This is a genomic window from Shimazuella alba (genome assembly GCF_009831235.1).
GTDB classification, from domain to species: Bacteria; Bacillota; Bacilli; order Thermoactinomycetales; family Thermoactinomycetaceae; genus Shimazuella; species Shimazuella alba.
In genome coordinates, this window is record NZ_WUUL01000004.1 from 134,512 (window position 1) to 156,326 (window position 21,815).

Sequence of the window (21,815 nt, forward strand, 5' to 3'; positions counted from 1 at the left end):
TCCACTTCAAAACAAAAAATCCTCTAGTAATTTGGTTGAGAGGATTTTTGTGTTTTGAAAATTCTTATCGTTTCCATGTTTGTTGAATAGAAAAAGATAAAACGAATAACAAGGCGATTAGAAAAGAATTCATTACAAATATTTCTAGTATTTCTTCGGAAAATTGTTGTATGTTCTGTACGATTCGAGGATAGCTCTTGAAAGAAATGGAGTCCATACTTATCGATATTACAGCGACGGAAAAACTGGAGATAACCCAATAAACAGCTGCTTTTCTTACTTGGAAAAGTTTAAAATATGGAAATATAAACAGCATAGCAATGAGTCCGTATAAAAGTAAAATAAAATCTCCATCGCTAGTCCAAAAAAACACTGGAATTTTTATTTGGTTGGGTGCTAAATACAGATCACGTATTCTTTCGTGAATAGCAAATCTTTCATCTAGCATGAGGTATGCAAAACCAAGAGCTAGTAATGCCCACCAAAACATTTTTGATTTATCACTTTGCAAATAATTCCAGATGACTAATATAGAAGCTGCTAATGCATTTGAAAACAAAAGAAGAGACTGCAACCAAGTCATTGGTGACCGCTCTGGAACTGTCCATTCCCACCAATTAGGCCATTTTGCAAAAAATATTACCGCTACAAAAAGATAAGATAACAAAAAAACCAAAATAGCAGAAAATATCTCTATTTTACGCCATTTTTGTGGTTGCATGAAATAACTCTCCTATTTTTAAAATGTTTTCCGGTTGACCTATTGCCATTGCATAGATGTTATTCGTCCATTCTTCTGTTCCGAGTTCTATTGCTTCGTTAGAGTACCAGGCAGAGTGTGCGGTTTCGAGTACTCTTCCATAATCAGAAAGGGAAGCGAGATCAGATTGATCTAGTATCTCATCTACTGCGTAACCCATGATTTGCCCCTCATTTATAGCAGAGATAAGAGAAGGGGTGTGAATCAGTTCAGGTCGACTTGAATTAATGATACAAGCTCCCTTTTTTATTATTGCTATTCGCTTTTTATCTAGTATCGGAGGTTCTTGATACTGTCTAGAAGCATGTAAGGAGATCAAATCACAGGTAGATAGTAAAGTATTCAGTGGGAGATAGGCGGCTCCACCTGCATTCTTCCGTGATTCATCATAGTAGAATACTTTCATTCCAAAAGCTTCAGCCAGTTTGGCGACTCTTTGTCCGATTCTTCCATAACCAATGATACCGAGTTTTTTGTTATTTAGTTCCCAACCTCTATTAGAGATATGCACTGGTATGATTTTTCTTACTTTGTCATAACTGATATGAATTCTTCGACTCATTGTGAGCATAAGTCCCATCGTGTGCTCTGCAACTGAATTAGTAGAATAATGTTTTAAGTAACTGACAGGAATATCGTGTTGCTTCGTATAGTAATGATCGATCCATTCACACCCTGTGGAATATACCACTAAACCTTTTAATTTGTGCATTTGTTTTAAAACATTTGCTGGCAGATGTTTTGCACTGCGACGAGTAATAGCAACGATTTCTGCATCGTGTGTAAACGAAACGAGTTCTTTTTCAGTTAAAGGATCCATTTGAGCGATAAAAGATATGTTTGGTATTGTTTTTAGTTTATTTAATTGAGCAGAAGTGAAACTATCTTCGCCTTTAGCAGAAATAACAATTGTTTTTTTATACATGATCTATCTCCTTTTTCTTTGTTGTTGATTATCCATATACTTTCATGAAAGGATGGGATCATTATTTTTTGGGCTTTATTGCATTTGGGATGACTTTAAAGTCTTTTAGCATGTTATCAAAACGAACGCCATGTCCTTCCGATGCTTCTAAAAAATATTTTTGCTTAATAATAAAGCTGCCGTTTTGTTTGTTGCTGACTACATAGTAGACAACCACTTCATCATTCCATTTTTTGTTGCCTTGATCCGCTCTTAGTTGATAGCCAGTCACAGGACTTTTTACTTGTTTGATTTTTCCAACATGTGAATATTTCGCAGTCATTTCCTGTTGTATTTGTTGGATAGCATCTTGTGGTTTGACGCCTGTCTTTTGTGTGATATCCATGTAAACCTCTGGGTATTTTTCAGGAAGATCGACAGTGATGAGAAATTGATCCCTTTCTTTTATGACATGATAACGCTGTTCATCAACGTATAAGATAAAGCTGGCTTCTTGCGGCGATTGTTGATCTTTTCCTTGCAGGTTTACATTTGTATTTTCTTTCATACCTTCTAGTTCTTGTTGAATTGATTTTTTCGGTTCAAACCATTGACGAACAGTAGTGATCAGAGCTTGACCTTGTTTGGTTGTGGTTGTAAAGAAGATGGCTAAAAATAAACAGGCGATGGTAGCAGTAATGGAAATCCATTTTTTTCTTTTTCGTACATGGTGTTGGGAAAAGGTTTTACGCTTTTGGTAGTTTTGTTTCTCTACTTTGTTTAGCTGGTTTTGGATGTTATTCCAGATATGTTCCTTGCTATCTATTGCTGATTCGGTATTATTTCGTAAACTCTTTCTCACCAAATCATCTATTTTTTTCTCATTCACACTGATCCCTCCTTTTTCTCCAGATATTCAAGGACTTCTTTTAAATGATTCCTTGCTTTAAACAACCTCGATTTAATGGTATTTATGTTGGTATCCAGCACTTCTGCTATTTCTTTATCCGTTAGATCATGTAGATATTTTAAAATAATAGGAATGCGCTGATGTTCTTTCAAAGATTGAATAGCTTGATATAAGTCACTGAATTGCTCAAACCTATAAGTATCTTGCTTCGATAAACTTTTTTGGTCTTCCCAGGTATAATCAATTGGGATGACTTTTGAAGAACGAATCAATATTCGCTTACATTCATTAATGAGTATTCGATAAAACCAAGGCTTAAAGGGTTTTGATATATCAAATAAATGTACATGTTGATAAACTCGAATGAATGTTTCTTGTACTGCGTCTGCAGCATACGTTTCGTTTCTGATTACAGCGTTTGCAATCCGAAATGCATATTCAAAATACTCATCATAGAGTTGTTTGAAAGCTTCTCGACTGCCTTTTTGAATTTCTTGTATAACAGAACTGTTCATCTTCATCCTCCCTTCTATATAAATTACCTGCTAACTTCACAAAAAGTTTTCATCTGAGTAGAATTTTTTTAGAGAATATTACATGTACTCATTTTTCTTTTTTATAGATGGATGAAATATCATTTTATAGAAGCAAGTGTATTTGTAGTGAATATGCAAACTCTACAATTTAAGCATGTAGGGACACTTCAATAGATGCTTACAGGTTTGTGAAGATCTTATTTAACATGAAGCTGATGTACAAATTCGGTTGCATTCATTAACATGCTTCGAGATTGAACGGAAATTTGTTCCACCGCTACCTGAGATATGTCTCGAAATGCATGCGAATTTGTCCTCTTTGTGCGGGCATCTGGGGGGCATGTGCCGTTGAATGTGTGAAGAGCACTGCCAAAAATGTGCTGAAATGTTGTCGTCAATGTGTAGAAGAGTGCGGGAGAATGGCTGATTAACTATTTTTACAAAAATGCTTCAACAAGTTGTTTACTGAAATATCATAATTTTAAAATAAAAACCCAATATTTTGTTCAGAAGAATAATGACGTTTCCTTACAAAAACACCCAATCTCTTATAGAGATTGGGTGTTTATAACGTTGGCAAAGGCTCTATTTTCTCATCTTTTAGGAGTTTTTGATATTGCAGATACATTGCAATCCGCCAAGGTAAGAGCATTCCAAAAGCTAAGATGAAAAAGAGTCCTCCAGTTTGAGGAATGGAAAGAAATTCTTCAATATAACTGTGCAGGGCGAATCGTATCGTCAATAGACCAACCAAAATAAATATCAGCGCAGGTGAGCGCTTGAGAAATACTTGACCTGATCGAAGTTCAAACTTTGATGTCTTGATGAGTGGGATGGAAAAAAATACTGCTCCACATAAAAAAGCAATCCCTGCCCAAGTCCAAGAGATATGAGTAGGTTCGTAGAAAAACATAAAAAACCCAGTACTCATTCCAAGTGGAGGGATCAGGATTTTTTTAGCATTTGTCGGTTTTGCAGCTGCTTTGATACGGATATAAATCATCGACAATGCTCCTAAAACAAAGACAATAGATGCGATTGTATGCAGATGTAAGGTAAAGAAAGCTTCCATATTCAACACCTCATAATCCACGCGAAAATGGAATATCTTGTCCTTAGTATATGAAAAAAGTGCGTAAGTATGAAAAAGCGACCCCAATGGAGGGTCGATCTTATAGCGTTTGTAATTTTTGAGTTAAACGAGACTTTTTACGAGCAGCTGCGTTTTTATGAATAAGTCCTTTTGTTACTGCTTTATCTAAAGTGCGAGTTGCAGTTTTCAAAAGACCAGATGCTTGTTCTTTATCATTGTTTTCGATAGCAGTTAAGAAACGTTTCACAGCAGTACGCATCGAAGATTTTTGAGCGGAACGGTGAGCACGTTGTAATTCGTTTGTTCTTGCACGTTTGATAGCTGATTTAATGTTAGCCAAGATATTCACCTCCAAAGCAAAACTGTTTGTTCCCGATAAAACAACATGCACAATTGTAACATGCACGTCTAGGAAAGTAAAGAATAATAGCCAGATAGTAGTAAAAAATAGGAGGATAATATATGGGGAGTTGACGAGTATGCAAGAACACCAGATTGACCTTAGCCAATATAACATTCGTACTGATCTAGCAGTAGAAGCACATGATATGGCAAGAGAACAGCAACAGATCGATGGCATTCCAGGCGTCAGGATAGATGAAACAGAATCAGACGGAATTCGTACGAGTTGGATTAAGGTAGAAAACCAAGAAGGTGCCGAGCAAATCGGAAAAGCGCCAGGGACATATCTGACTGTGGAAGTCCCTGCACTTCGTACAAAAGATTCAAACCTACAAGAAAGAGTTGCAGCGCATTTTGCCAACGAGTTTTCACAGTTTTTACAAGATGTTGGGATTGATGCAAATGCAAAAGTTTTGCTTGTAGGTCTAGGTAATTGGAATGTAACCCCTGATGCTTTAGGACCGCATGTGATCAAGCAATCTATGGTCACTCGCCATTTGTTTGAACTAGCTCCAGATCAAGTAGCAGACGGATATCGCTCCGTTTCAGCTGTGTCCCCTGGAGTATTAGGAATTACAGGTATCGAAACAAGTGAGATTATTTATGGAGTTGTCCAAGAAACCAAACCAGATTTAGTGATCGCATTTGATTCCCTAGCTTCCAGAGCACTATCTAGGGTAAACACCACGATCCAAGTAACCGATACAGGAATAAGTCCGGGTGCAGGAGTGGGAAATAAACGTAAGCAACTGAATCAAGAAACGCTAGGTGTTCCTGTAATAGCAGTAGGAGTTCCCATTGTAATAATAATGCAGGTATATTGATTCCTAGTTTGCTTCAAAAGATTGCAAGAACTTTCCCTAATTCCATTAGAAAACGGATCGATACCAAATTAGTTAGATAATCTGTTGTTTCAAGGAATAACCCTATGAAATATGTAACAAATATTATAGGGAAAGACCGAGACTCGAATACCATGCATGGGAGCTTTTCCATTCCAGTGTATCGAAAACGTTCCATACAGAGGTGAAGTGTTCCCCCTCCTAGTGTGACTTCTTTTCAGTAAGATCTCGCACGGAAATGTTATTTCTAAATGTTATTTCTTGTTCTGCGAGAGGAAACTTGACATGACACCATTTAGTATCGTATCATGAATGGTGAATATGACACCATTTGGTATCTTTTCGAGTTGTGAAGATAAAGGGGGAGAGTGATATTGAACGGCACAAGAGATGTTTATGACGCCATTGCTGATCCAACCCGTCGTAAATTGCTTCGATTGTTGGCAGATGCCGAAGAATTGCCTCTCAACAAGTTAACGGTTCATTTTCAAATGGGTCGCACTGCGGTTTCGAAACATTTGACAATACTGAAAGATGCTGGACTCGTAACCCACCGAAAGGTCGGCAGAGAAACGCGTTACCGGTTAAATGCTGCGCCATTAATGGAAATTGAGGATTGGGTATCGTTCTACAAGAAATTTTGGAATGAAAGAATGTTACTTTTAAACCAAATATTGCAGGAGGAACAAGAATGAATTTAACAGTAGCGCAAGATTTTCATTTTAAGAGCTCTATCGAGAAGGTATGGAGCGCCTTAACGGATTCAAATACGCTTGCGAAATGGATAATGGAAAATAACTTTCAACCAATTGTAGGACATAAATGTCAATTTCGTAATGATGAGTGGAATTTAGTTGTAGATTGTGAAGTATTAGTAGTGGACGAGCCTTATAAGTTATCTTACACTTGGGTGGGTGGTCCAATCAACACAATAGTCACATGGACGTTGAAGCATGAGGATGGAACAACTAACTTACATCTGGAACAAACAGGATTCGAAAAAGAAGATCAAGCGTTCCATGGTGCAAAACATGGTTGGGTGAAAATGGCTGGCGACCTAGAAAAAGTGTTGGCTGAGCAGTAATACGAACATGTAAAATCGATTTTTTGTTTCATTAGAGCATTACTGTGGCAAGCAGGAAGTAATGCTCTTTTTTATTAGTTTGTGAGCCGAGAATACCCTCATCATCCATAAGTGAGAGATGAATCGGAGCGTCAGACGAGGGTGGGGTGGTATTCACGCCTCTCGTAAGGTCTGATAATCTTTGTAGAGATTTTTTGACTAGTATTCCAATCATCTTCCCTGTATCTGTATTTTGGTCAATTGCCATTTTTTTCAGTTGTTTTTCTTCTTCTATTGTTGTGGTGAATTTTTTACGGGATATCGTATAACCTTATATTGGAACATACGTTCTATAGTATATACTACAGGAAAAGGGGGCTGAAAAGCAGATGCACCAAGCATTCCAATTTCGACTCTATCCGAATAAAGACCAAGCAATTCTCATCAACCAATCGATGGGCTGTAGTCGATTTGTTTTCAACCACTTCCTAGCCAAATGGAAGGATACGTACAAAGAAACGGGCAAAGGATTGACCTATCACGCTTGTTCCAAACTACGTACTGCTTTAAAAAGGAAATAGAATGGCTAAAAGAAGTGGATTCCACTTCTCTATAAGAGCACTGCGAAATGTGGATGACTCTTTTAAGCGGTTTTTCAAGAAACAGAATGAGCAACCCAAATTGAAATCCAAGAGAAATAGGGTGCAGTCTTACACGAGTCCATGTGTAAATCAAAATATCCAAATAGAAGAGGATAAAATCACTAGGCTGCGTGAGGTTTGCGAAGTCTCGTGAAATCGATGGACTATTCTTTCCGCTACAGTCAAACGTAATCCATCCGAAAGTATTTCGTTTCTGTTCTATGTGATCCTATGTTCCAGTAAGAAAAAAACGGTAGGGATTGATCTTGGAATTAAAAGATTTCGCAATACTCTCGGATGGTACAAAAGTCAAACCAAATCGATTTTTTTGTCAATATGAACAGAAACTGGAAAAAGCACAACGCATCCTACCTAGACGCATCAAAGGAGGTTTCAACTGGAACAAAGCCCGAATCAAAGTAGCGAAAAATCACGAGAAGATTGTCAACGCTCGCCACGACTTCCTTCACAAATTGTCTTCGAAACTGATTCACGAAAACCAAGTCATCAGATCGAAGATTTGCTAGTGAAGAACATGGTCAAAAACCACCATAAGTTAACTAAATCGATTACGGATGCTTCATGGTCAGAAATCACAAGTCTGTTAGCGTAATAAGGCAGAGTGCTTTGGAAGAACAATGGTGAAGGTAGGAAAAACATTCCCGTCTAGCAAACTTTGTTCCTGTTGTAGTTACCTCAACAAAGACGTGAAGAATCTAAACTTGAGAGCATGGACATGTCCCAAATGTACCAAAGAACACGACAGGGACATCAACGCAGCAACGAACATTTTGCAAGAAGGTAGAAGACTGCTTGCCGCAGGGACTGCGGTCTAAGCTTAGTAAATATCCCGTCCATAGATGGGAGTTCCTAAGAATCCCCCACCTCTAAGCGATAGCGCAGGTGGTGGGAGTGTTCAATCGTGTGTAAGGTATAACAACAACACAACTTTAAATCATTTCGGTTATTTTACTATTGAGGAGAGCAGCATTACATACAAAGAAAGTTAATCTAGTTGAACAACCTTGCAACATTTAAAATAGGAGATGGGAGGATATTCAATGAAGATCAACCAATTAATTGCCAACAATATTCACTGTTTAGATGCTGATTTGCCGGAAGATCAATCGTTAGGAATTGCCGGTTTATCTGGATCCGGTAAATCTACCTTTTGTCAAGCTATTGGTGAAGAATCGAAGAAGCGTCTCGTTTCTTTATTGCCCAAGGCTGAATATCAGTATTTGTTTTCTAATATCATGGAAACCAATTTTAGTGCCATTAAGATGGAAGACATGCCTTTTGTTCTTTTTCTAGGAAAGTCATCGATTTCTTCTAATCCACGTTCGACGATTGGTACTCATACAGGCGTTTTTAAAGAGATACGTGTACGGTTTGCTGAAAAATATCAGCTTTCACCAGAAGTTTTTTCCTTTAATAATGCATTAGGCTGGTGTCCTGCGTGTAAGGGACGCGGTACTACTAAAAATATCGAATGTAAAAAGTGTGAGGGCAAGCGATATAATCCAGAAGTCTTGCAATATAAGATGGAATTAGGCAATCAAGTCTATAGTATTTCCGATATCAATAACTTAAGCATGGAATCCATTCTTTCCCTTTCAAAGGAATTGCATATTAGTGAAGAGAAACAACATATTCTTAAAAATATTATCAGTATGAATATTGGTTACTTAACCTTAAATCGGATCATGGGTACATTGTCAGGAGGAGAATTAACAAGACTTTACTTGGCAGAATTTATGACAGCTAGTGAAAATACCGTGATTATTATTGACGAAATCTCTGTTGGCCTTGACTACCAGACCCTATTGAAAATTTTAGAACAGATTAAACAATTGGGTTATAAGAATCAGATTTGGCTCATTGATCATTCAGACACAGTGCTGGATACAACGGATGGAAAATTGTTCTTTGGCCCTGGTAGTGGAAAATATGGTGGAAAAATCGTGAATGAATCACCGCGTCCACAACCAATATACTCAAAACGAAATGAGGAAGAGCCAACAGATTATTATCAATTTCATGATTTGTATTGCCGGAATATTCAAATGGCTGAAATTCAGATTCCCAAAAATAGATTGGTAACCTTTACAGGTGAATCTGGATGTGGTAAATCAACACTTGTCAACGAATGTATTGCAAAAGATTTTCAAGAGCGTTACAAAAAAGATAAACTCGTTATGGTTGGACAAGACCGAAACCAATCAATTACCAGTCGGTCAACCGTTGCGACGTTTCTTGATATCAAAAAGAAACTCACCAAATATAGTGACGAAATTGATGATATTTTTGATCGCTCCATTGAAGATATCATCGATGAACTTCCAAATGAAGATATCGCACATAAACGTTTGAGCTTACTGATCAAACTGGGACTAGGTTATTTGACTTTAAATAGAAAGACGCAAACATTATCAACCGGTGAATTTCAATGTGTCCATTTAGTTTCTGAGCTGTTTTCGAACGCAAGAAATCCTCATACCCTTTTTATTTTTGACGAGCCTTCAAAAGGTTTATCACAAAATATTTTAAACCAATTTATTGATAGTATTAGGAGCATTCTACAGGATGAATCCATTTCCATCATGATGATTGAACATAATGCCTATATGATGGAAAGTTCTGATTTTATAGTTGATTTTGGTAAAAGAGAGAACGAACCTGTCACACATCTTGATGTTGTTCGTCATGATGAATATTATGAGTCTAATAAGACGGAAGATACCGTGCTGCCTTCGCCTATTTCATCTACACTGAAATCGCAAAATGGCATTACGTTTTTAGAAGAAAATCATATTGCCTATTTTAAAAATGCAGAAAATGTCTATAAGGGTGGGATCTTAAAAAGTCTAACTTCAATGGCGCGTCTGATTTATGGTGAATACGAATCAAATACCATTGCACCTGTCGTTGCTATCGATTTGGAAAGACATTTGTATAGTCAATATAGTTTCCTTTATGAAATTGGCGGCTTGATTAACCATATCGTAGCTACGCATCCAACCAATAGAGATACAAGAAGCTTTGATTTCTATCATCAAGTAAATCATTGTCCGTCCTGTTCTGGTCGCAGGGTGATTGAAAAATTTGATATAGATGTTGTGATACAAGACAAAACAGTGCCATTTTGGGATGGCTTATTACATCCAGATGTAATGGAAGTATTAAAATATTATCAATATGCAAAATTACAATTTCTTTTTGATGAGATCAAGAATGAATTGGGTCAAGATATTAGTAAAAGCTACAATGAGATGACGGAAGCAGAACGACATACGTTTTTATATGGCTACTGGGAAAAGTCATTTTATGATAAAGCAGGCAAGGCGCGTCGGATATGGGAAGGTTTTAATTTAATCATTGGTCGTTATATGTCTATTTCGAAATCAATGATAAAAGAGCATATGAAAGCATCAAAGGAGATGATTTCCTGTCCAGTATGTGAGGGTACTGTTTTAAACCACCATAAACCGCTTAAATTTGGAGATACAGATATTCGTGAAATTATCCATCTGCCGATTGACGAAGTAGTAAAAATAGTAGGTGATGTACCTGCGCTCGTCAAACTGAGATCTATTGTAGGCGGCGATCTGATTTTGACGGAAGATGTCTCTTTACTTCCTAGAAAAACACAAGCTGCACTGAAAATATATGAATTGGAACAAGCGAGCTTTATGAGTTATGAAATGGTATTACAAAATGTCTTACCCTTCTGGGACAACATCAAAGACAGTATCGAATCTATCAGTAATAATAATAAAGTGACCATCTGTGATTTTCCTAATATCAATGAGACAAGAGAAACAATCATCGATAAGTATTTCACGAATGGAAAATACAAAAGACTAACATATGTCTATGAAGCTTTTGGTTACAAAAAATTGGTTACCCGAATAAATAAAATGAAAAAAAGCCATCCTTGTCCCTTCTGCAAAGGAAAGAAAGTTATATCAGAAGATAATCTGCATGATGGTGTGTTTAAATTAACCATTCCATGTGTAAGTTGTTATGCTAGTGGTATCAATGATGAGGGTCTTCAGGAACTTGTAGAAGGCACACCAGTAAAAACATGGTTAACTGGAACAGTAAGAGATGTTGTTGATGGTAGCTTATATACAGAAGCTGTCGCTGATATTCCCATTTTCAATCGGATTCGTGAATTAAATAAGCAAGATATGATGGCTATTTATCAATGCTTGGAGCAAAATAAATAAATTAGAGGACGATGTTAGTTAGTGTAGAAAGCCCATTTGCAATATGCAAATGGGCTTTTATGTTATTTTATATGAAGGAAATTTAATTCGATAGGGACCGATCGGAACGCAACGGTGCAATGGATGCAACCATGTGTTCCGATCGGGTGACACAAGGAAGAGAACTAGTCTTCGTTTGAACTGTTATCTTCTTCGATCATCTCGGTGACCACCTCAGTGGCGATCTGCGAGATGATGGGAGAGAGAGTCTGCAGAATTGCCTCGTATCCGGGCTGACCACTACGCTTGAGCATGGTGGATGCTGCGGCTTCGAGGGCATACGGAAGCTGATTCTCGATCGACTCTCGGACGCGCTCCGGTGTCAGTTGCCTCTTCAGCTCAGGCCCCAGAACCTTCATGACCTGGTCCCGAATCAGCTGCTTCCCAGGTCCATAGACAAAGTCACCAGCTGCCCAGTTGATCTGTCGAATCACATCCTTTTTCAACTCCTCCATCAGCTGCTCTGTGTTGATTAGTTCGGAAACAGCAGGGATGAGTTCGGCGAAGATACGATCAGCATGCTCCTTGAGGAGCTTAGCCGGCTCCCCTTTTCGCAGATGATCAGAGAGACTGAAGTAAGTGAATCGATCAGCAATGATCTTCTTAGCGGTCTCTCTTACATTTTCCAGATCGATCAGATCAGTGAAATCCGGTAGAAGTGCTTCGATCTGACTGGAGAGTCGTTCCTTGTTCTCACGGAGGAAGGAATCGACCAGATCCTGTAGGAAGTGATCCGACGAGAGCTTTGTCTTGGCGTACTCTACGACCTTTGCCGGGTCGATGAGTTCCGAGATGTGAGGCAGAATCTCCTTAATGCGCTGAAAGACAAGTGCCTTCCCTTCTCCGTTATAGCCGAAGTAAGATTCGACCAGCTTCTGAAGCTTTTCTCCAGAAACCTGCTCCTTCGTCAATGCTACAACCTTTGCAGGATCGACGATCTGCGAGAGGTTTTGCGTGACGATCTCCTTGACGTGATCGTAGCCATGCGAATCACTCCCGTAGGAGCTGAACACACGATAGGCAACAGAATTGATACTGCTCTCTACCTGCGTACGGATCGTAGAAATGAGGGACATTGTTTTCTCCTCGTGTCCAATAGGTGAAACGCTTATAACTATTATAGATCACTAGAATATTTTTGAAAATAATAATTCAATTGAAATCTCTTGAGCGTGACAACTTTTTCCTTGGATCTGTTCATTCCTTTTGCTCCTTTAACTGGATGGGGATGAGTGAAAGGATAAGTCAAATATTATGATGGCAGTTAACATCACGCATAAGTTTCTTTTCAACTATCAAATAAATAAATGATAATATATGGTAAATATAAGTGGGTTTGGTGTAAAACTTCTGATTTGAAAAGGCCTTATATATCAAGGGTTCTCCATTTTAGGTTACAAAACTATACTTTTGTAACCTAAAATGGAGGAGAAGATAGATGGAAAATTCCTTTTCTAACAGATTAGAAAGTTAGGAGGTTCTATTTAGAAAACAGGTAGATTATTCAAATGGATGAAACAATGGGTTTTTCAAAACTAGCATCTATTTTTTATTTTACTATTTCCATATACATAAAAATAAATGTCAAAATAAAATGAATCTGTTATTTATTTTGACATCCCATTTCGCAATTATTTTTATTAGAATAAAGATAATTCTCCCATGAATTTAGAAAGGGGTTATCGAATTGAAAAAAAATTTTCTTACATTATTTGTGTTTTCTCTAGCGGTCTGTTTATTTGTCTCCGCTCCTTCTACCTTTGCCCAACAAACAAATAAGGTTCCTGTCCAAGAGTATACCGTCTCCAAATTTGAACAAAGAGTATTCGAGTTAGTGAATGAGGAAAGAAAAAAACGGAATATCGAGCCGTTACAATTAAGTTTAGAAGTCAGTAAAACAGCACGGGAAAAATCAGAAGATATGAGAGATAAAGATTATTTTGATCATGAATCGCCTACCTATGGGAAGCCTTGTGAACATATGAAAAAGAAGTACTGTGGGGAAAACATTGCTGCCCAATGGAAAACACCAGAAGAAGTCATGGAAGCTTGGATGAAGAGTGAAGGACATAAAAAAAATATTTTGAGAAAGGAGTATACACACATTGGAGTTGGTTATGCAGAAGGTGGGGGACGATACGGCATATATTGGACCCAACAATTTTTCAGCGACAAATATTAAATTATAGTTGAAAAGTTTTTAATTTGAATAAGGAAAGGTTATTAGAAAGATACTACTCCTTAAAAAGATGATAAAGGATGTAGTTTTTGGAATGTCCGATTACAAAGTCAAAGTGGTAGTATCAGAGTATAAACTTCCTACTAAAGATATTGAAAATAAAATTACTGATTTTCAGAGTGTTTTTGCAACCATTGCCTCCAGATATTATAACGACAAAAGTAAAGCTGATAATAAAATAGTAGGTAATTCAGAGGCGAAATAAGCCTCTTTTTGTGTGAGATAAAACATTTGTTCATGGAATGGTAAACCGTGTATAATACCTGTAATAATACAACGGTAGAACATGAAAGGTTGTAGATTTCATTGGCAGGGAAATTAAGAGTAGCATTATTTATGCGTGCTAGTACCAATAAACAAACGAGTCAAGGGAAAATGAAACTGGCTTCTCGTTCAGGCAAAGTATCTGCTAGACCTGCATCAGATGAAAATGACCTCCCGCTTCAAAAGAAGAAGTGTATGGAATATATAGCGAATCAGCCAGATTGGGAGTTTACAGAACTGGAATATATAGAGGCTGGTGTTTCCGGTTTTCATACACATACCAGCAAGAGAACTGGACTGAATCATGCTTTTGAAGATGCAAAAAAGGGTTTGTTTGATATTTTATTAGTGTATAAGTTAGATAGAATTGGGCGTCGATCAACAGAGAGTTTAAACCATGCGATACGTTTTTTGAGACACTGCCGTATCTGGGTAGTAGATAAAAATAGAGAGTTTACCAATAATGGTGATGCAGATGAGATTTTGAACTTCATTGAATTTTGGTCTGCCAAAAAATCATCCATGGATACCAAAGTACGTGTAACAGATATGATGAGATTAATTCACAAAGAAGGCTATTGGACTGGCGGAAATCCTCCCTATGGGTATCGGAATCATCATGAGATGTCGAACATGTTGGAAATAGATCCGAAAGAGGCAGAAGTGGTGAAAGAAATCTATCGGCTTTATGTCTCGGAAGGTTTTGGGATGCTACGTATTGCAGGTATTTTAAATGATAGAGGATTACAAACGAGGACAGGTAGAGAATGGAGATCTGAGAGTATTCGCAAAATCCTGCGGAACACGGTTTATAAGGGTTTTTTGTCTTATGGGAAGACAAAGACAGTAGAAGGAGAGTTTGGTTCCTATCAAAAGTACACCAAACAAGGAGAAGAGCTTGTATCTGAGAAGTTTTGGCCAGAATATGAAATCATTCAAGCTGAGATTTGGGAAAAAGCACAAAAGATGAAACAGTCAAGAGTTACAAGTAATCAATTTGGAGGGAAGGCTCCACAGAGAAAAGGGACGGGAAAAGGGTTACTAGTAGGTGTTCTAACATGTGAATGTGGCAGTGCTATGACGTATGGAAGTCAACGGGATTGGTTAGATTCCAAACGGACAAAAAAAGGAGATTTATATGGTATTTATCGATGTTTGAGAAGACTCAAATCAGGTGTACAGGCTTGCGGGTCTAGAAAAGGAACCCATAAGACTGAAAAACTAGATGCGTTAGTGATTGGAAAAATAAAAGAGTATACCAAAGAATTGATAACCTCCAATGTGTTAAGCGAGATTCAGCAAAAGACTCTACATGCTTCTAAAGAAATTGAAGCAAAATTGAAGCAAGCCAAACAAGACATGGAACAATGGCAGAGGGCAAAAGAAAATGCAAACAATCACTTGCTTCGAATTCTAATGGGTGAAGATTCATCTTTCTCTGAATCTCAATTAAAAGAGCTGTATGAACGTTCTGTTACGGAGTTGGAGAAAGCGAAGAGACTATTCGAAGAGATGAAAGCTTTGAAAGACAGCAACGGTCTATCAGAAGTAGATGTATTGAAACTCCAAGATGTGCTTGCAGATTGGGGAGGATTATTTGAGTCGGCAACAATAGAAGAAAAAAGAGAAATGATTAAAAGTATTGTCAGCGAGGTGAAAGTTGCTGGAGAAGAAGTGACAATAGAACTGCATTTTGATGTTCCGAAATTTTTTGAAGCAGTAAGTTGTGCGAGAGAAACTGCTGTTAGTCTAGTAAAACGAAGAGAGGCACAGGTGGAATCAAACTTGCAATATAGCAACTATGGGAGTTCCTACAGTAGTTGATGCAGTTACCATTGCCTTTGATACAGTTAATTATTTGCTAGCATACTTGAGCCGAGAGATGTCAGGAGTGAAGGGAAATCCACTTGATCCGTTAAATCGTCCAGAGCTAAAAGAGTTGGAACAACAAGAAATACCGAGCGAAACCAAATCAAAGATGCTGGGATTAGTTGGTGAATTAGAAGATGATGAGAAAAGACAGCTGATTCATGAGATATTAGCACCATTGGGGCAAAATTTGATGGTTACACCCAAAGAAGTAGATGATTTTATTGCTGACATGGCAAAGGTGATAGCAACAGGACTTAACTGTGCTTTGCATGAATCTGTCACGATGGATAATGTAGTAACACACTTGCATTAGGCAGTTAGGACGAACAAATTTATTTTATAATAGGAGCGGGGTTTTCCCGTGGGTGAACCCACAGGAAAACCCCGTCATCCCCTACTTATCCCTCGACTGGTTGTACTTGATGAGCTTGGCAAGATGATGGATGATCTCGAGACTTCCATTGAAGAGGAACTTGTCCTTGGGAAGTGCTGCTCCATTCGAAACAGCATTAGCATGATCGAGTATCAGCTTGACTTCATCATGCGTGACCTTCAGCTCATCCAGCTTCATCCCGCATGCAAGTATCTCTGGAGCAACGCGAAGAATTCCCCGCATTTCATGGATTGGAGTGCCCTTCATGCGGATACGTACTTCTGGCAACTGATTCTTCAGCATCTGGCGAAGTCGAATGCGTTCAGCATCCAGCTCATCTGGCAGTGAGGGGAGGGGTTCGGTTTCACTCTTTTCCTGAACAGTCATGATATAGACCTTTTCCTATGGTAGGGGACTGATAATGTAAAACCAGTATATAGGAAATTATCTGAAATGAAAATATAAAATATTTGAATTCAGAGGTGTAACACTTTATAGTCTGTTATTCCAGTAAATGATGGGCATTTAAGTTCTTAGAGTAGATGTGGAAAAGGAGTCTCATAAAAGAGACTCCTTTTTCTATAGGAAAGTAGTTTTATTCGGCGTGTGGGTTGGCAAGTAGAACCTGCCAACCCACACGAATGCCGTCAGCACTGCTGGTAGGCAAGAAGCACAGCTTGGCAGTCAGGAACGAGGGTGCCATCCACTCTTGCACCCTTGACCTTGGTCATCGCATCTGCGAGCTGGAAGATGTCACTCCAGAACATCTGTGCACAGTCGTTCGGCTTGGCTTCCAGAGCACGTGAGAACACTGAACCAAGTTCCCAGTTGTGCCGGCGAAAGATGAACGTGTACTCGTACGGATTCGGGATCCAGACGAAGCGGATATCATCCCAGATGATCTCTTCGAGACGCAGTACCCATTCCATCAGGCATGAGAACTGCACCTCCTCCATCTCCCCTTTAGAATCTTCCAGAAGGATACGGATGGCATAGAGGTTCTGGAAGAGACTCCACTCGTATATCGTTCCGTAGTTGACCTGCTCATAAAGGGAGCGAGCAAGCAACTGGATTCGTCCTTCGGTCGTCGGGTTTCTCTGCCACTGTTCGAGCTGCTGCCCCAGAGACAGTGTGGTCCGTTCATTCGGTTGGATAGCGGTGACCCACTCGGTGATCTCAGTCAGATTCTTGGAACCCAGCACTTCGAAGAATGACTTACGGAACTCCTGCTCGTTCAGCTTGGTGACGTCATTCATGGTGTCATCCATCTCTGTTGCCCTTTCTAGGCAGAGTGGTTGATTACATTACATTTATTATATCAGGGAATATATTCGAAACAATAAAAATAAAAAAGACTACCGAAAGATAGCCTTTATTTATATTTCATACAAGCTTTATTCGACGGGGGAAGCAGCTAGAGAAACTGCCCTCGAACGCCCTCACGAAGTCAGATCGTACTCATGGTGAACAGCATCATTCACGCAAGGTGTGCAGATCGATGAACTTGAATCGCAAAGGAGAAAAGTTCTCGAGCAGCTCCAGCATGCTTCAGTCAGTCGAACCACTTCTGGAGGTGACCTCGTTGAATCGCTTCGACTCCTTCGAGCCCCTCTTGCTGGAGTTCGCCACACTGGAGCAGTCTTTCAGCTGCTGCTACCAAATATCTGGGATTTCCACTGGAGCAAGTCCTGACAGAAAGGTGACCATAGTTTCACTGAATTTCTGTCCGATAAGCATACCTCTTCTCGATGTGTACCTTGACGAGATAAAGGAGATGTGTGTTTTCCTCTCTGTTGTTTCAACGTCACCTGAACCTTGACCCACTTGTACAGGGAATCCATACTCATGGAAACGATGGCTCCGATGAGCTCGTTGATCCCGATTTTGGTGATGCCGTTCTTGATGGCGGTCATCTCTACTATACTAGTCCTACCAGGGTGAGGGGTGATAGTGAATCGCCTATGCTTCTCAAATAGACGTACTTTCACTTGCAATTATTCTATCATTTTGAATATGTCTAACAATAAATGTATTTCTCTGTTGTTAATCTATTTTCTCGTTCTACTCTCTCAATCTCCCACATAGGTATTGATAGAAAAGAAAGTGCACAGATGGGGGAGTTAGGATGAGACGGTCGCAATTTCGCATGGAAACATATAACCTATCAGATCCTAGATATAGACGTATATTTGTTATTTTTATGGTAAGTACTGCAGTTATCTTTCTAGTGCTGGGAGCAATTTTTGTCTTGCAAACAGAGTCAAATAGTAACTCCAAATTGAGTAAAGTGACTTCTCATCTAACCGAGAAAACGCTCCTGCAAGTGATGGGAGATAATATTCCATATTTACAAGAAACGATCCATAGACCAGGAAGCGAGCAAATGATTTCTCGTCTGTTTTTTGAAGTGATGACGAGTTTTGATCCGCATGATCCTCGAACTTTTTTAAGCAATGAAATACCGTTATTTGCTTTATTTGATACGGATATTGATACAGCTAGTAAAGATGTGACATTTTCCGATGTTCCAATCGAATCATCGCCGCCAGCAAACTTAGAAGAACAATTGATGGAACAGATAAAGAAACAAGAACAATCTAAAAAGAAAGTTCCATCTACAACAATAACCAGTCCAAAAGTGAAACGCGTATTTATCTATCATTCTCATTTTTCTGAATCCTATATACCAGAATTAGATCAATCTCGTGGGATGAAAGCAAACGACGCCAATAAAAATATTACGCTAGTTGGAAAACACTTGGCAGAACAGTTAGCAAAAATGGGAATAGGTTCTGTGGCCTCACATGTGCCATATTCGTATCGAGGAGCATATCGATCCTCTCGTAAAACGGTAGTGCAAGCACTGAAAAAGTATGACAACTTAACCTATCTGATTGATATACACCGAGACTCGCAGCGTCGCAAAGTAACAACGATCAAGATAAAAGGAAAATCTTATGCAAGGCTGGCATTTGTTGTAGGTGGAGCTAGTAAACATTATACAGAAAACCTAAAATTGGCACGTTCGCTCTATAAAGAGATTAATAAACTTGCTCCAGGATTGGTCAGAGGTGTCTTTATCAAGCCTCGGACAACAGGAACAAATGGAGAATATAACCAGTCTCTATCTAAAGGGAGTTTTCTTGTCGAAATGGGCGGAATTGATAATAATTTCCAAGAAGTGTTTCGATCGACGGATATTTTGGCAAAAGTGTTAAGAGACAAACTTTCGGATGCTGTTCCGGTTCAAAAATAGGGAGGTTGGAAAATGCGTTACTCGATGCAGATCATGGCATTATGTCTTGTATTGTTAATTGGTATTTTTGTGGGAATTGACTCTGCGGAAAAGAATATACAAAAGATGCAAGGGATAGAAGGCGCTCCAAGAGCTGTAGAATTAAGCACCAAAGGCAATAAGTTGGAGTTAAATGTTTTAGGACAAGTAGTTCAGACCAAGCCGCTGGATACAGCCAAAGTAGAAAAAGTGCAAAAATCGCTTGTTCATAGTGAGAATATCTTATCCAATATTGGCAACTCGATTGGTTCCAATATGCGTTATTACTCTCGAATGATGTTGAATTCCATATTTTCATGGGATAAATAAATGATTAGATGCTGATTTTTAAAAATTGTATTTAACTTGGACTAGTTGACTCTTGAAAAAGTCAACTTTTTTTAATTTTTCCATGGTGAAATATCTATACAGACCACAATAGATGATTTATGATGAACATAAGTAGCACAGTTTTTACTTCTTTATAGAGAGATGGGTGAGGTAGATGAAAGCTATTAAGTGGGTAAGTATTCTCACCGCTTTGGCTTTGGTCTTTACCGGATTGTTTAGCTTTGGAGCGGTTAATCGCTCATACGCTGCTGGAGGTCCTGATGACTACAAAATTGAAGTCAACAAGTCCAACAATCGACTTTACTTGTATAACAAATACGGTAAAGTAATCAAAACGTACAAAATTGCAACAGGGAGAACTTCTAGTTTGACTCCTGAAGGTACGTTTGAAATTATCATTAAGATCAACCAACCTGGATGGAAAGGTATTCCTGGAGGAGATCCAAGAAATCCACTAGGTCCAAGATGGCTGGGTCTGCAAGTCGGTGGAGATAACGGACGTATGTATGGGATCCATGGAAACAACAACCCTGCTTCCATTGGTACTTATGCTTCCAGTGGTTGTGTTCGTATGTATAACGACCAAGTAATCGAATTATACAACACCGTAGGAACTGGCACCTTGGTATGGATTACCAAAAATAAGCATGATGGTGTGTGGCATGGCAGACACCGTACTTCTAAACCAAGTACTAGTAAACTAACTGTATCTGTAAGTGCTGCTAATATTCGTGCGGCTGCATCTTTAAAAGCAAAAGTATTGCAAGTAGTACCTCGTGGTACTGTTTTGAACAAAGTTGGTGTGTCTGGCGATTTCCACAAAATCAAGCTAAAAAGCGGCGCATATGCTTATGTGCACAAATCAGTAGTAAAATAAGTATTCTGAAAAAACGCTCCTATAAAAGGGCGTTTTTTGTTTTACAACTGTTCTAATATAAATTAAGATAAGGAAGAGAGGCACTCATCTGGAGTGTCCTTATCGAAAATTGGAGTGGATCATGGGTAAGCCACATAAGTGCGAAGAAAACGAAAAGGTTACGATCGAAAACCTTCCTCGTGAATACATTCATAATAGGTATACAGGATACTCTGAGGACTTTAAAGAGCTTAAGGGTAATCCAGCGGTTCTGACGTTTCAGATTGTGCTCATTTCTGTGAAGAGTTCTAGTGCTCCTGAGCGGAGAGGGGAAGTGCGAGTATCTGAAAGGCATAATGGTTACAAGGATCATTATGTGAAGCCGGGTGAGACCTATACGCTCAAGTGTGGGGTAAAGATTATTTATAAGAGGTAATGCCAATCACTCCAGCTGGAGTAGTTAGCAATTAATGCTGACTGCTTCAGCCCATGAAAAATTTTGAATTCAATCATATAGATTTTGTTTGGAAGATATCAAAACGAATGTGGCGTTTTTTCTATTTTTGGACTATTTTTCTTTGAGTAGAAGAAGTAATAATCTTATTTGTTTAATGTTTTATTTGCATTTATAAAAGATAATGGTATCATTTGGATAGTACTCAAAGGGAGTACAAAGAGAGAATGGAGTAAGCATGGCAAATCGAACTCACAACTCTACGGTGAACGCGAGTGTCGTTGTCGAAAAGCTTCCAAATGGGATTAATATCGAAATTCCTGAAGCGGGTATCTTCGCTGAGAAGCTCGAAAAGGTTTCTAAGTATGACGCGAACTTCCGTAATGGATTCGAGATCCAGATTTACCCTGATAGGGTGGTTGCCGAGGAACACGCAGATGGTCGTCGGACCCATAGTGTGAACTTTACACGCGGGAAGCAGATACTTCCGACTAGCGGTGTGGTGATTCGATTTAAGTAAGCCTGTAACTCCTGTTGGAGTGGTAAGCATGGTGTTATGTTTACTGCTCCAACACGGAACCATGAATGATCTATCATATATATGTTTTTTTTTTTGGAAGTTCCATTTGATGATCTTAAATAAACCCATTAATGGAATACCATTGCTTGCGCTCCTAGCAGACTGCTATAATGATACAATGCAGTCTGCT

Annotated in this window: 22 protein-coding genes and 2 pseudogenes; 15 read left to right on the forward strand and 9 right to left on the reverse strand. The window is 38.7% G+C overall.

Features of this window, described 5'->3' with window-relative positions:
* Positions 1 to 64: 64 nt before the first annotated feature.
* The 6 genes from GSM42_RS07475 to rpsT form a co-directional block, all read right to left on the reverse strand.
* Entirely contained in the window at positions 65 to 721 is a 657-nt protein-coding gene (locus GSM42_RS07475; RefSeq protein ID WP_160800929.1) for a hypothetical protein, read from the reverse strand.
* Positions 699 to 1,685 (reverse strand): 2-hydroxyacid dehydrogenase, encoded by a 987-nt coding sequence (locus tag GSM42_RS07480; RefSeq protein WP_160800930.1) that lies wholly within the window; start codon positions 1,683 to 1,685, stop codon positions 699 to 701. The genes GSM42_RS07475 and GSM42_RS07480 overlap by 23 nt, the downstream gene beginning before the upstream one ends.
* Positions 1,686 to 1,746: 61 nt before the next feature.
* Entirely contained in the window at positions 1,747 to 2,553 is an 807-nt protein-coding gene (locus tag GSM42_RS07485) for a hypothetical protein (RefSeq protein WP_160800931.1), read from the reverse strand.
* Positions 2,550 to 3,089 (reverse strand): RNA polymerase sigma factor, encoded by a 540-nt coding sequence (locus tag GSM42_RS07490; RefSeq protein ID WP_160800932.1) that lies wholly within the window; start codon positions 3,087 to 3,089, stop codon positions 2,550 to 2,552. The genes GSM42_RS07485 and GSM42_RS07490 overlap by 4 nt, the downstream gene beginning before the upstream one ends.
* Before the next feature lie 586 nt (positions 3,090 to 3,675).
* Positions 3,676 to 4,182: a CcdC family protein gene (locus GSM42_RS07495; protein WP_160800933.1), complete on the reverse strand. Its 507-nt coding sequence runs from the start codon at positions 4,180 to 4,182 to the stop codon at positions 3,676 to 3,678.
* Positions 4,183 to 4,282: 100 nt separating this feature from the next.
* The gene (gene rpsT / locus GSM42_RS07500) at positions 4,283 to 4,543 is read right to left on the reverse strand and encodes a 30S ribosomal protein S20 (RefSeq protein ID WP_160800934.1); all 261 of its coding nucleotides are present in this window, start codon (positions 4,541 to 4,543) and stop codon (positions 4,283 to 4,285) included.
* Between the two features lie 139 nt (positions 4,544 to 4,682).
* On the opposite strand from rpsT, the pseudogene gpr reads away from it, so the two are divergent.
* The 5 genes and pseudogenes from gpr to GSM42_RS07525 form a co-directional block, all read left to right on the forward strand.
* A pseudogene (gpr, locus tag GSM42_RS07505) lies at positions 4,683 to 5,411 on the forward strand (GPR endopeptidase); the annotation flags it as partial.
* A gap of 410 nt (positions 5,412 to 5,821) precedes the next feature.
* Positions 5,822 to 6,142, forward strand: a complete 321-nt coding sequence (locus tag GSM42_RS07510; protein ID WP_202404833.1) for an ArsR/SmtB family transcription factor — start codon at positions 5,822 to 5,824, stop codon at positions 6,140 to 6,142.
* On the forward strand, positions 6,139 to 6,531 hold the full coding sequence (locus tag GSM42_RS07515; RefSeq protein WP_160800937.1) for an SRPBCC family protein: 393 nt from the start codon (positions 6,139 to 6,141) through the stop codon (positions 6,529 to 6,531). The genes GSM42_RS07510 and GSM42_RS07515 overlap by 4 nt, the downstream gene beginning before the upstream one ends.
* A 368-nt stretch (positions 6,532 to 6,899) precedes the next feature.
* Positions 6,900 to 7,987 (forward strand): annotated as a pseudogene (gene tnpB / locus GSM42_RS07520) (IS200/IS605 family element RNA-guided endonuclease TnpB).
* 225 nt (positions 7,988 to 8,212) lie between these two features.
* Entirely contained in the window at positions 8,213 to 11,383 is a 3,171-nt protein-coding gene (locus GSM42_RS07525) for an ATP-binding cassette domain-containing protein (protein WP_160800938.1), read from the forward strand.
* Positions 11,384 to 11,547: 164 nt separating this feature from the next.
* Here GSM42_RS07525 and GSM42_RS07530 read toward each other — a convergent pair whose 3' ends face one another.
* Positions 11,548 to 12,498: a hypothetical protein gene (locus GSM42_RS07530; RefSeq protein ID WP_160800939.1), complete on the reverse strand. Its 951-nt coding sequence runs from the start codon at positions 12,496 to 12,498 to the stop codon at positions 11,548 to 11,550.
* Positions 12,499 to 13,109: 611 nt separating this feature from the next.
* Between GSM42_RS07530 and GSM42_RS07535 the strand changes: the two genes are divergently transcribed.
* The 4 genes from GSM42_RS07535 to GSM42_RS07550 all read left to right on the forward strand — a co-directional run bounded on the left by GSM42_RS07535 (position 13,110) and on the right by GSM42_RS07550 (position 16,110).
* Complete coding sequence (locus tag GSM42_RS07535) at positions 13,110 to 13,604, forward strand: CAP domain-containing protein (protein ID WP_202404835.1); 495 nt, start codon at positions 13,110 to 13,112, stop codon at positions 13,602 to 13,604.
* A gap of 91 nt (positions 13,605 to 13,695) precedes the next feature.
* On the forward strand, positions 13,696 to 13,866 hold the full coding sequence (locus tag GSM42_RS07540) for a hypothetical protein (RefSeq protein ID WP_160800940.1): 171 nt from the start codon (positions 13,696 to 13,698) through the stop codon (positions 13,864 to 13,866).
* Between the two features lie 101 nt (positions 13,867 to 13,967).
* The gene (locus tag GSM42_RS07545) at positions 13,968 to 15,749 is read left to right on the forward strand and encodes a recombinase family protein (protein WP_160800941.1); all 1,782 of its coding nucleotides are present in this window, start codon (positions 13,968 to 13,970) and stop codon (positions 15,747 to 15,749) included.
* Positions 15,727 to 16,110: a GPR endopeptidase gene (locus GSM42_RS07550; protein ID WP_160800942.1), complete on the forward strand. Its 384-nt coding sequence runs from the start codon at positions 15,727 to 15,729 to the stop codon at positions 16,108 to 16,110. Before GSM42_RS07545 ends, GSM42_RS07550 begins: the two co-directional genes overlap by 23 nt.
* A gap of 81 nt (positions 16,111 to 16,191) precedes the next feature.
* Here GSM42_RS07550 and GSM42_RS07555 read toward each other — a convergent pair whose 3' ends face one another.
* Both GSM42_RS07555 and GSM42_RS07560 read right to left on the reverse strand, forming a co-directional pair.
* A complete protein-coding gene (locus tag GSM42_RS07555; RefSeq protein ID WP_160800943.1) occupies positions 16,192 to 16,557 on the reverse strand; it encodes a hypothetical protein in 366 nt (121 codons plus the stop codon).
* Positions 16,558 to 16,817: 260 nt separating this feature from the next.
* Positions 16,818 to 17,438 carry a hypothetical protein gene (locus GSM42_RS07560; protein ID WP_160800944.1) on the reverse strand — a complete coding sequence of 207 codons (621 nt, stop codon included), beginning with the start codon at positions 17,436 to 17,438 and terminating at the stop codon, positions 16,818 to 16,820.
* Between the two features lie 230 nt (positions 17,439 to 17,668).
* On the opposite strand from GSM42_RS07560, the gene GSM42_RS07565 reads away from it, so the two are divergent.
* The 6 genes from GSM42_RS07565 to GSM42_RS07590 all read left to right on the forward strand — a co-directional run bounded on the left by GSM42_RS07565 (position 17,669) and on the right by GSM42_RS07590 (position 21,625).
* A complete protein-coding gene (locus GSM42_RS07565; protein ID WP_160800945.1) occupies positions 17,669 to 17,989 on the forward strand; it encodes a hypothetical protein in 321 nt (106 codons plus the stop codon).
* A gap of 306 nt (positions 17,990 to 18,295) precedes the next feature.
* Positions 18,296 to 19,426, forward strand: coding sequence for a stage II sporulation protein P (spoIIP, locus tag GSM42_RS07570; RefSeq protein WP_160800946.1), 1,131 nt, complete (start codon positions 18,296 to 18,298; stop codon positions 19,424 to 19,426).
* A gap of 12 nt (positions 19,427 to 19,438) precedes the next feature.
* The gene (locus tag GSM42_RS07575; RefSeq protein WP_160800947.1) at positions 19,439 to 19,774 is read left to right on the forward strand and encodes a DUF3679 domain-containing protein; all 336 of its coding nucleotides are present in this window, start codon (positions 19,439 to 19,441) and stop codon (positions 19,772 to 19,774) included.
* Positions 19,775 to 19,949: 175 nt separating this feature from the next.
* The gene (locus tag GSM42_RS07580) at positions 19,950 to 20,672 is read left to right on the forward strand and encodes a L,D-transpeptidase family protein (protein WP_160800948.1); all 723 of its coding nucleotides are present in this window, start codon (positions 19,950 to 19,952) and stop codon (positions 20,670 to 20,672) included.
* Between the two features lie 121 nt (positions 20,673 to 20,793).
* On the forward strand, positions 20,794 to 21,087 hold the full coding sequence (locus GSM42_RS07585; RefSeq protein WP_160800949.1) for a hypothetical protein: 294 nt from the start codon (positions 20,794 to 20,796) through the stop codon (positions 21,085 to 21,087).
* 256 nt (positions 21,088 to 21,343) lie between these two features.
* Positions 21,344 to 21,625, forward strand: coding sequence for a hypothetical protein (locus tag GSM42_RS07590; RefSeq protein WP_160800950.1), 282 nt, complete (start codon positions 21,344 to 21,346; stop codon positions 21,623 to 21,625).
* Positions 21,626 to 21,815: the final 190 nt, after the last annotated feature.

Coding starts and splice junctions, on each gene's coding strand:
- GSM42_RS07560 (WP_160800944.1), bottom strand. CDS start 17,438: ATGGATGACACCATGAATGACGTCACCAAGCTGAACGAGCAGGAGTTC.
- GSM42_RS07550 (WP_160800942.1), top strand. CDS start 15,727: ATGGGAGTTCCTACAGTAGTTGATGCAGTTACCATTGCCTTTGATACA.
- GSM42_RS07495 (WP_160800933.1), bottom strand. CDS start 4,182: ATGGAAGCTTTCTTTACCTTACATCTGCATACAATCGCATCTATTGTC.
- GSM42_RS07490 (WP_160800932.1), bottom strand. CDS start 3,089: ATGAACAGTTCTGTTATACAAGAAATTCAAAAAGGCAGTCGAGAAGCT.
- GSM42_RS07475 (WP_160800929.1), bottom strand. CDS start 721: ATGCAACCACAAAAATGGCGTAAAATAGAGATATTTTCTGCTATTTTG.
- GSM42_RS07565 (WP_160800945.1), top strand. CDS start 17,669: ATGAACTTGAATCGCAAAGGAGAAAAGTTCTCGAGCAGCTCCAGCATG.
- GSM42_RS07555 (WP_160800943.1), bottom strand. CDS start 16,557: ATGACTGTTCAGGAAAAGAGTGAAACCGAACCCCTCCCCTCACTGCCA.
- GSM42_RS07590 (WP_160800950.1), top strand. CDS start 21,344: ATGGCAAATCGAACTCACAACTCTACGGTGAACGCGAGTGTCGTTGTC.
- spoIIP (WP_160800946.1), top strand. CDS start 18,296: ATGAGACGGTCGCAATTTCGCATGGAAACATATAACCTATCAGATCCT.
- GSM42_RS07480 (WP_160800930.1), bottom strand. CDS start 1,685: ATGTATAAAAAAACAATTGTTATTTCTGCTAAAGGCGAAGATAGTTTC.
- GSM42_RS07585 (WP_160800949.1), top strand. CDS start 20,794: ATGGGTAAGCCACATAAGTGCGAAGAAAACGAAAAGGTTACGATCGAA.
- GSM42_RS07575 (WP_160800947.1), top strand. CDS start 19,439: ATGCGTTACTCGATGCAGATCATGGCATTATGTCTTGTATTGTTAATT.
- GSM42_RS07530 (WP_160800939.1), bottom strand. CDS start 12,498: ATGTCCCTCATTTCTACGATCCGTACGCAGGTAGAGAGCAGTATCAAT.
- GSM42_RS07580 (WP_160800948.1), top strand. CDS start 19,950: ATGAAAGCTATTAAGTGGGTAAGTATTCTCACCGCTTTGGCTTTGGTC.
- GSM42_RS07515 (WP_160800937.1), top strand. CDS start 6,139: ATGAATTTAACAGTAGCGCAAGATTTTCATTTTAAGAGCTCTATCGAG.
- GSM42_RS07525 (WP_160800938.1), top strand. CDS start 8,213: ATGAAGATCAACCAATTAATTGCCAACAATATTCACTGTTTAGATGCT.
- GSM42_RS07540 (WP_160800940.1), top strand. CDS start 13,696: ATGTCCGATTACAAAGTCAAAGTGGTAGTATCAGAGTATAAACTTCCT.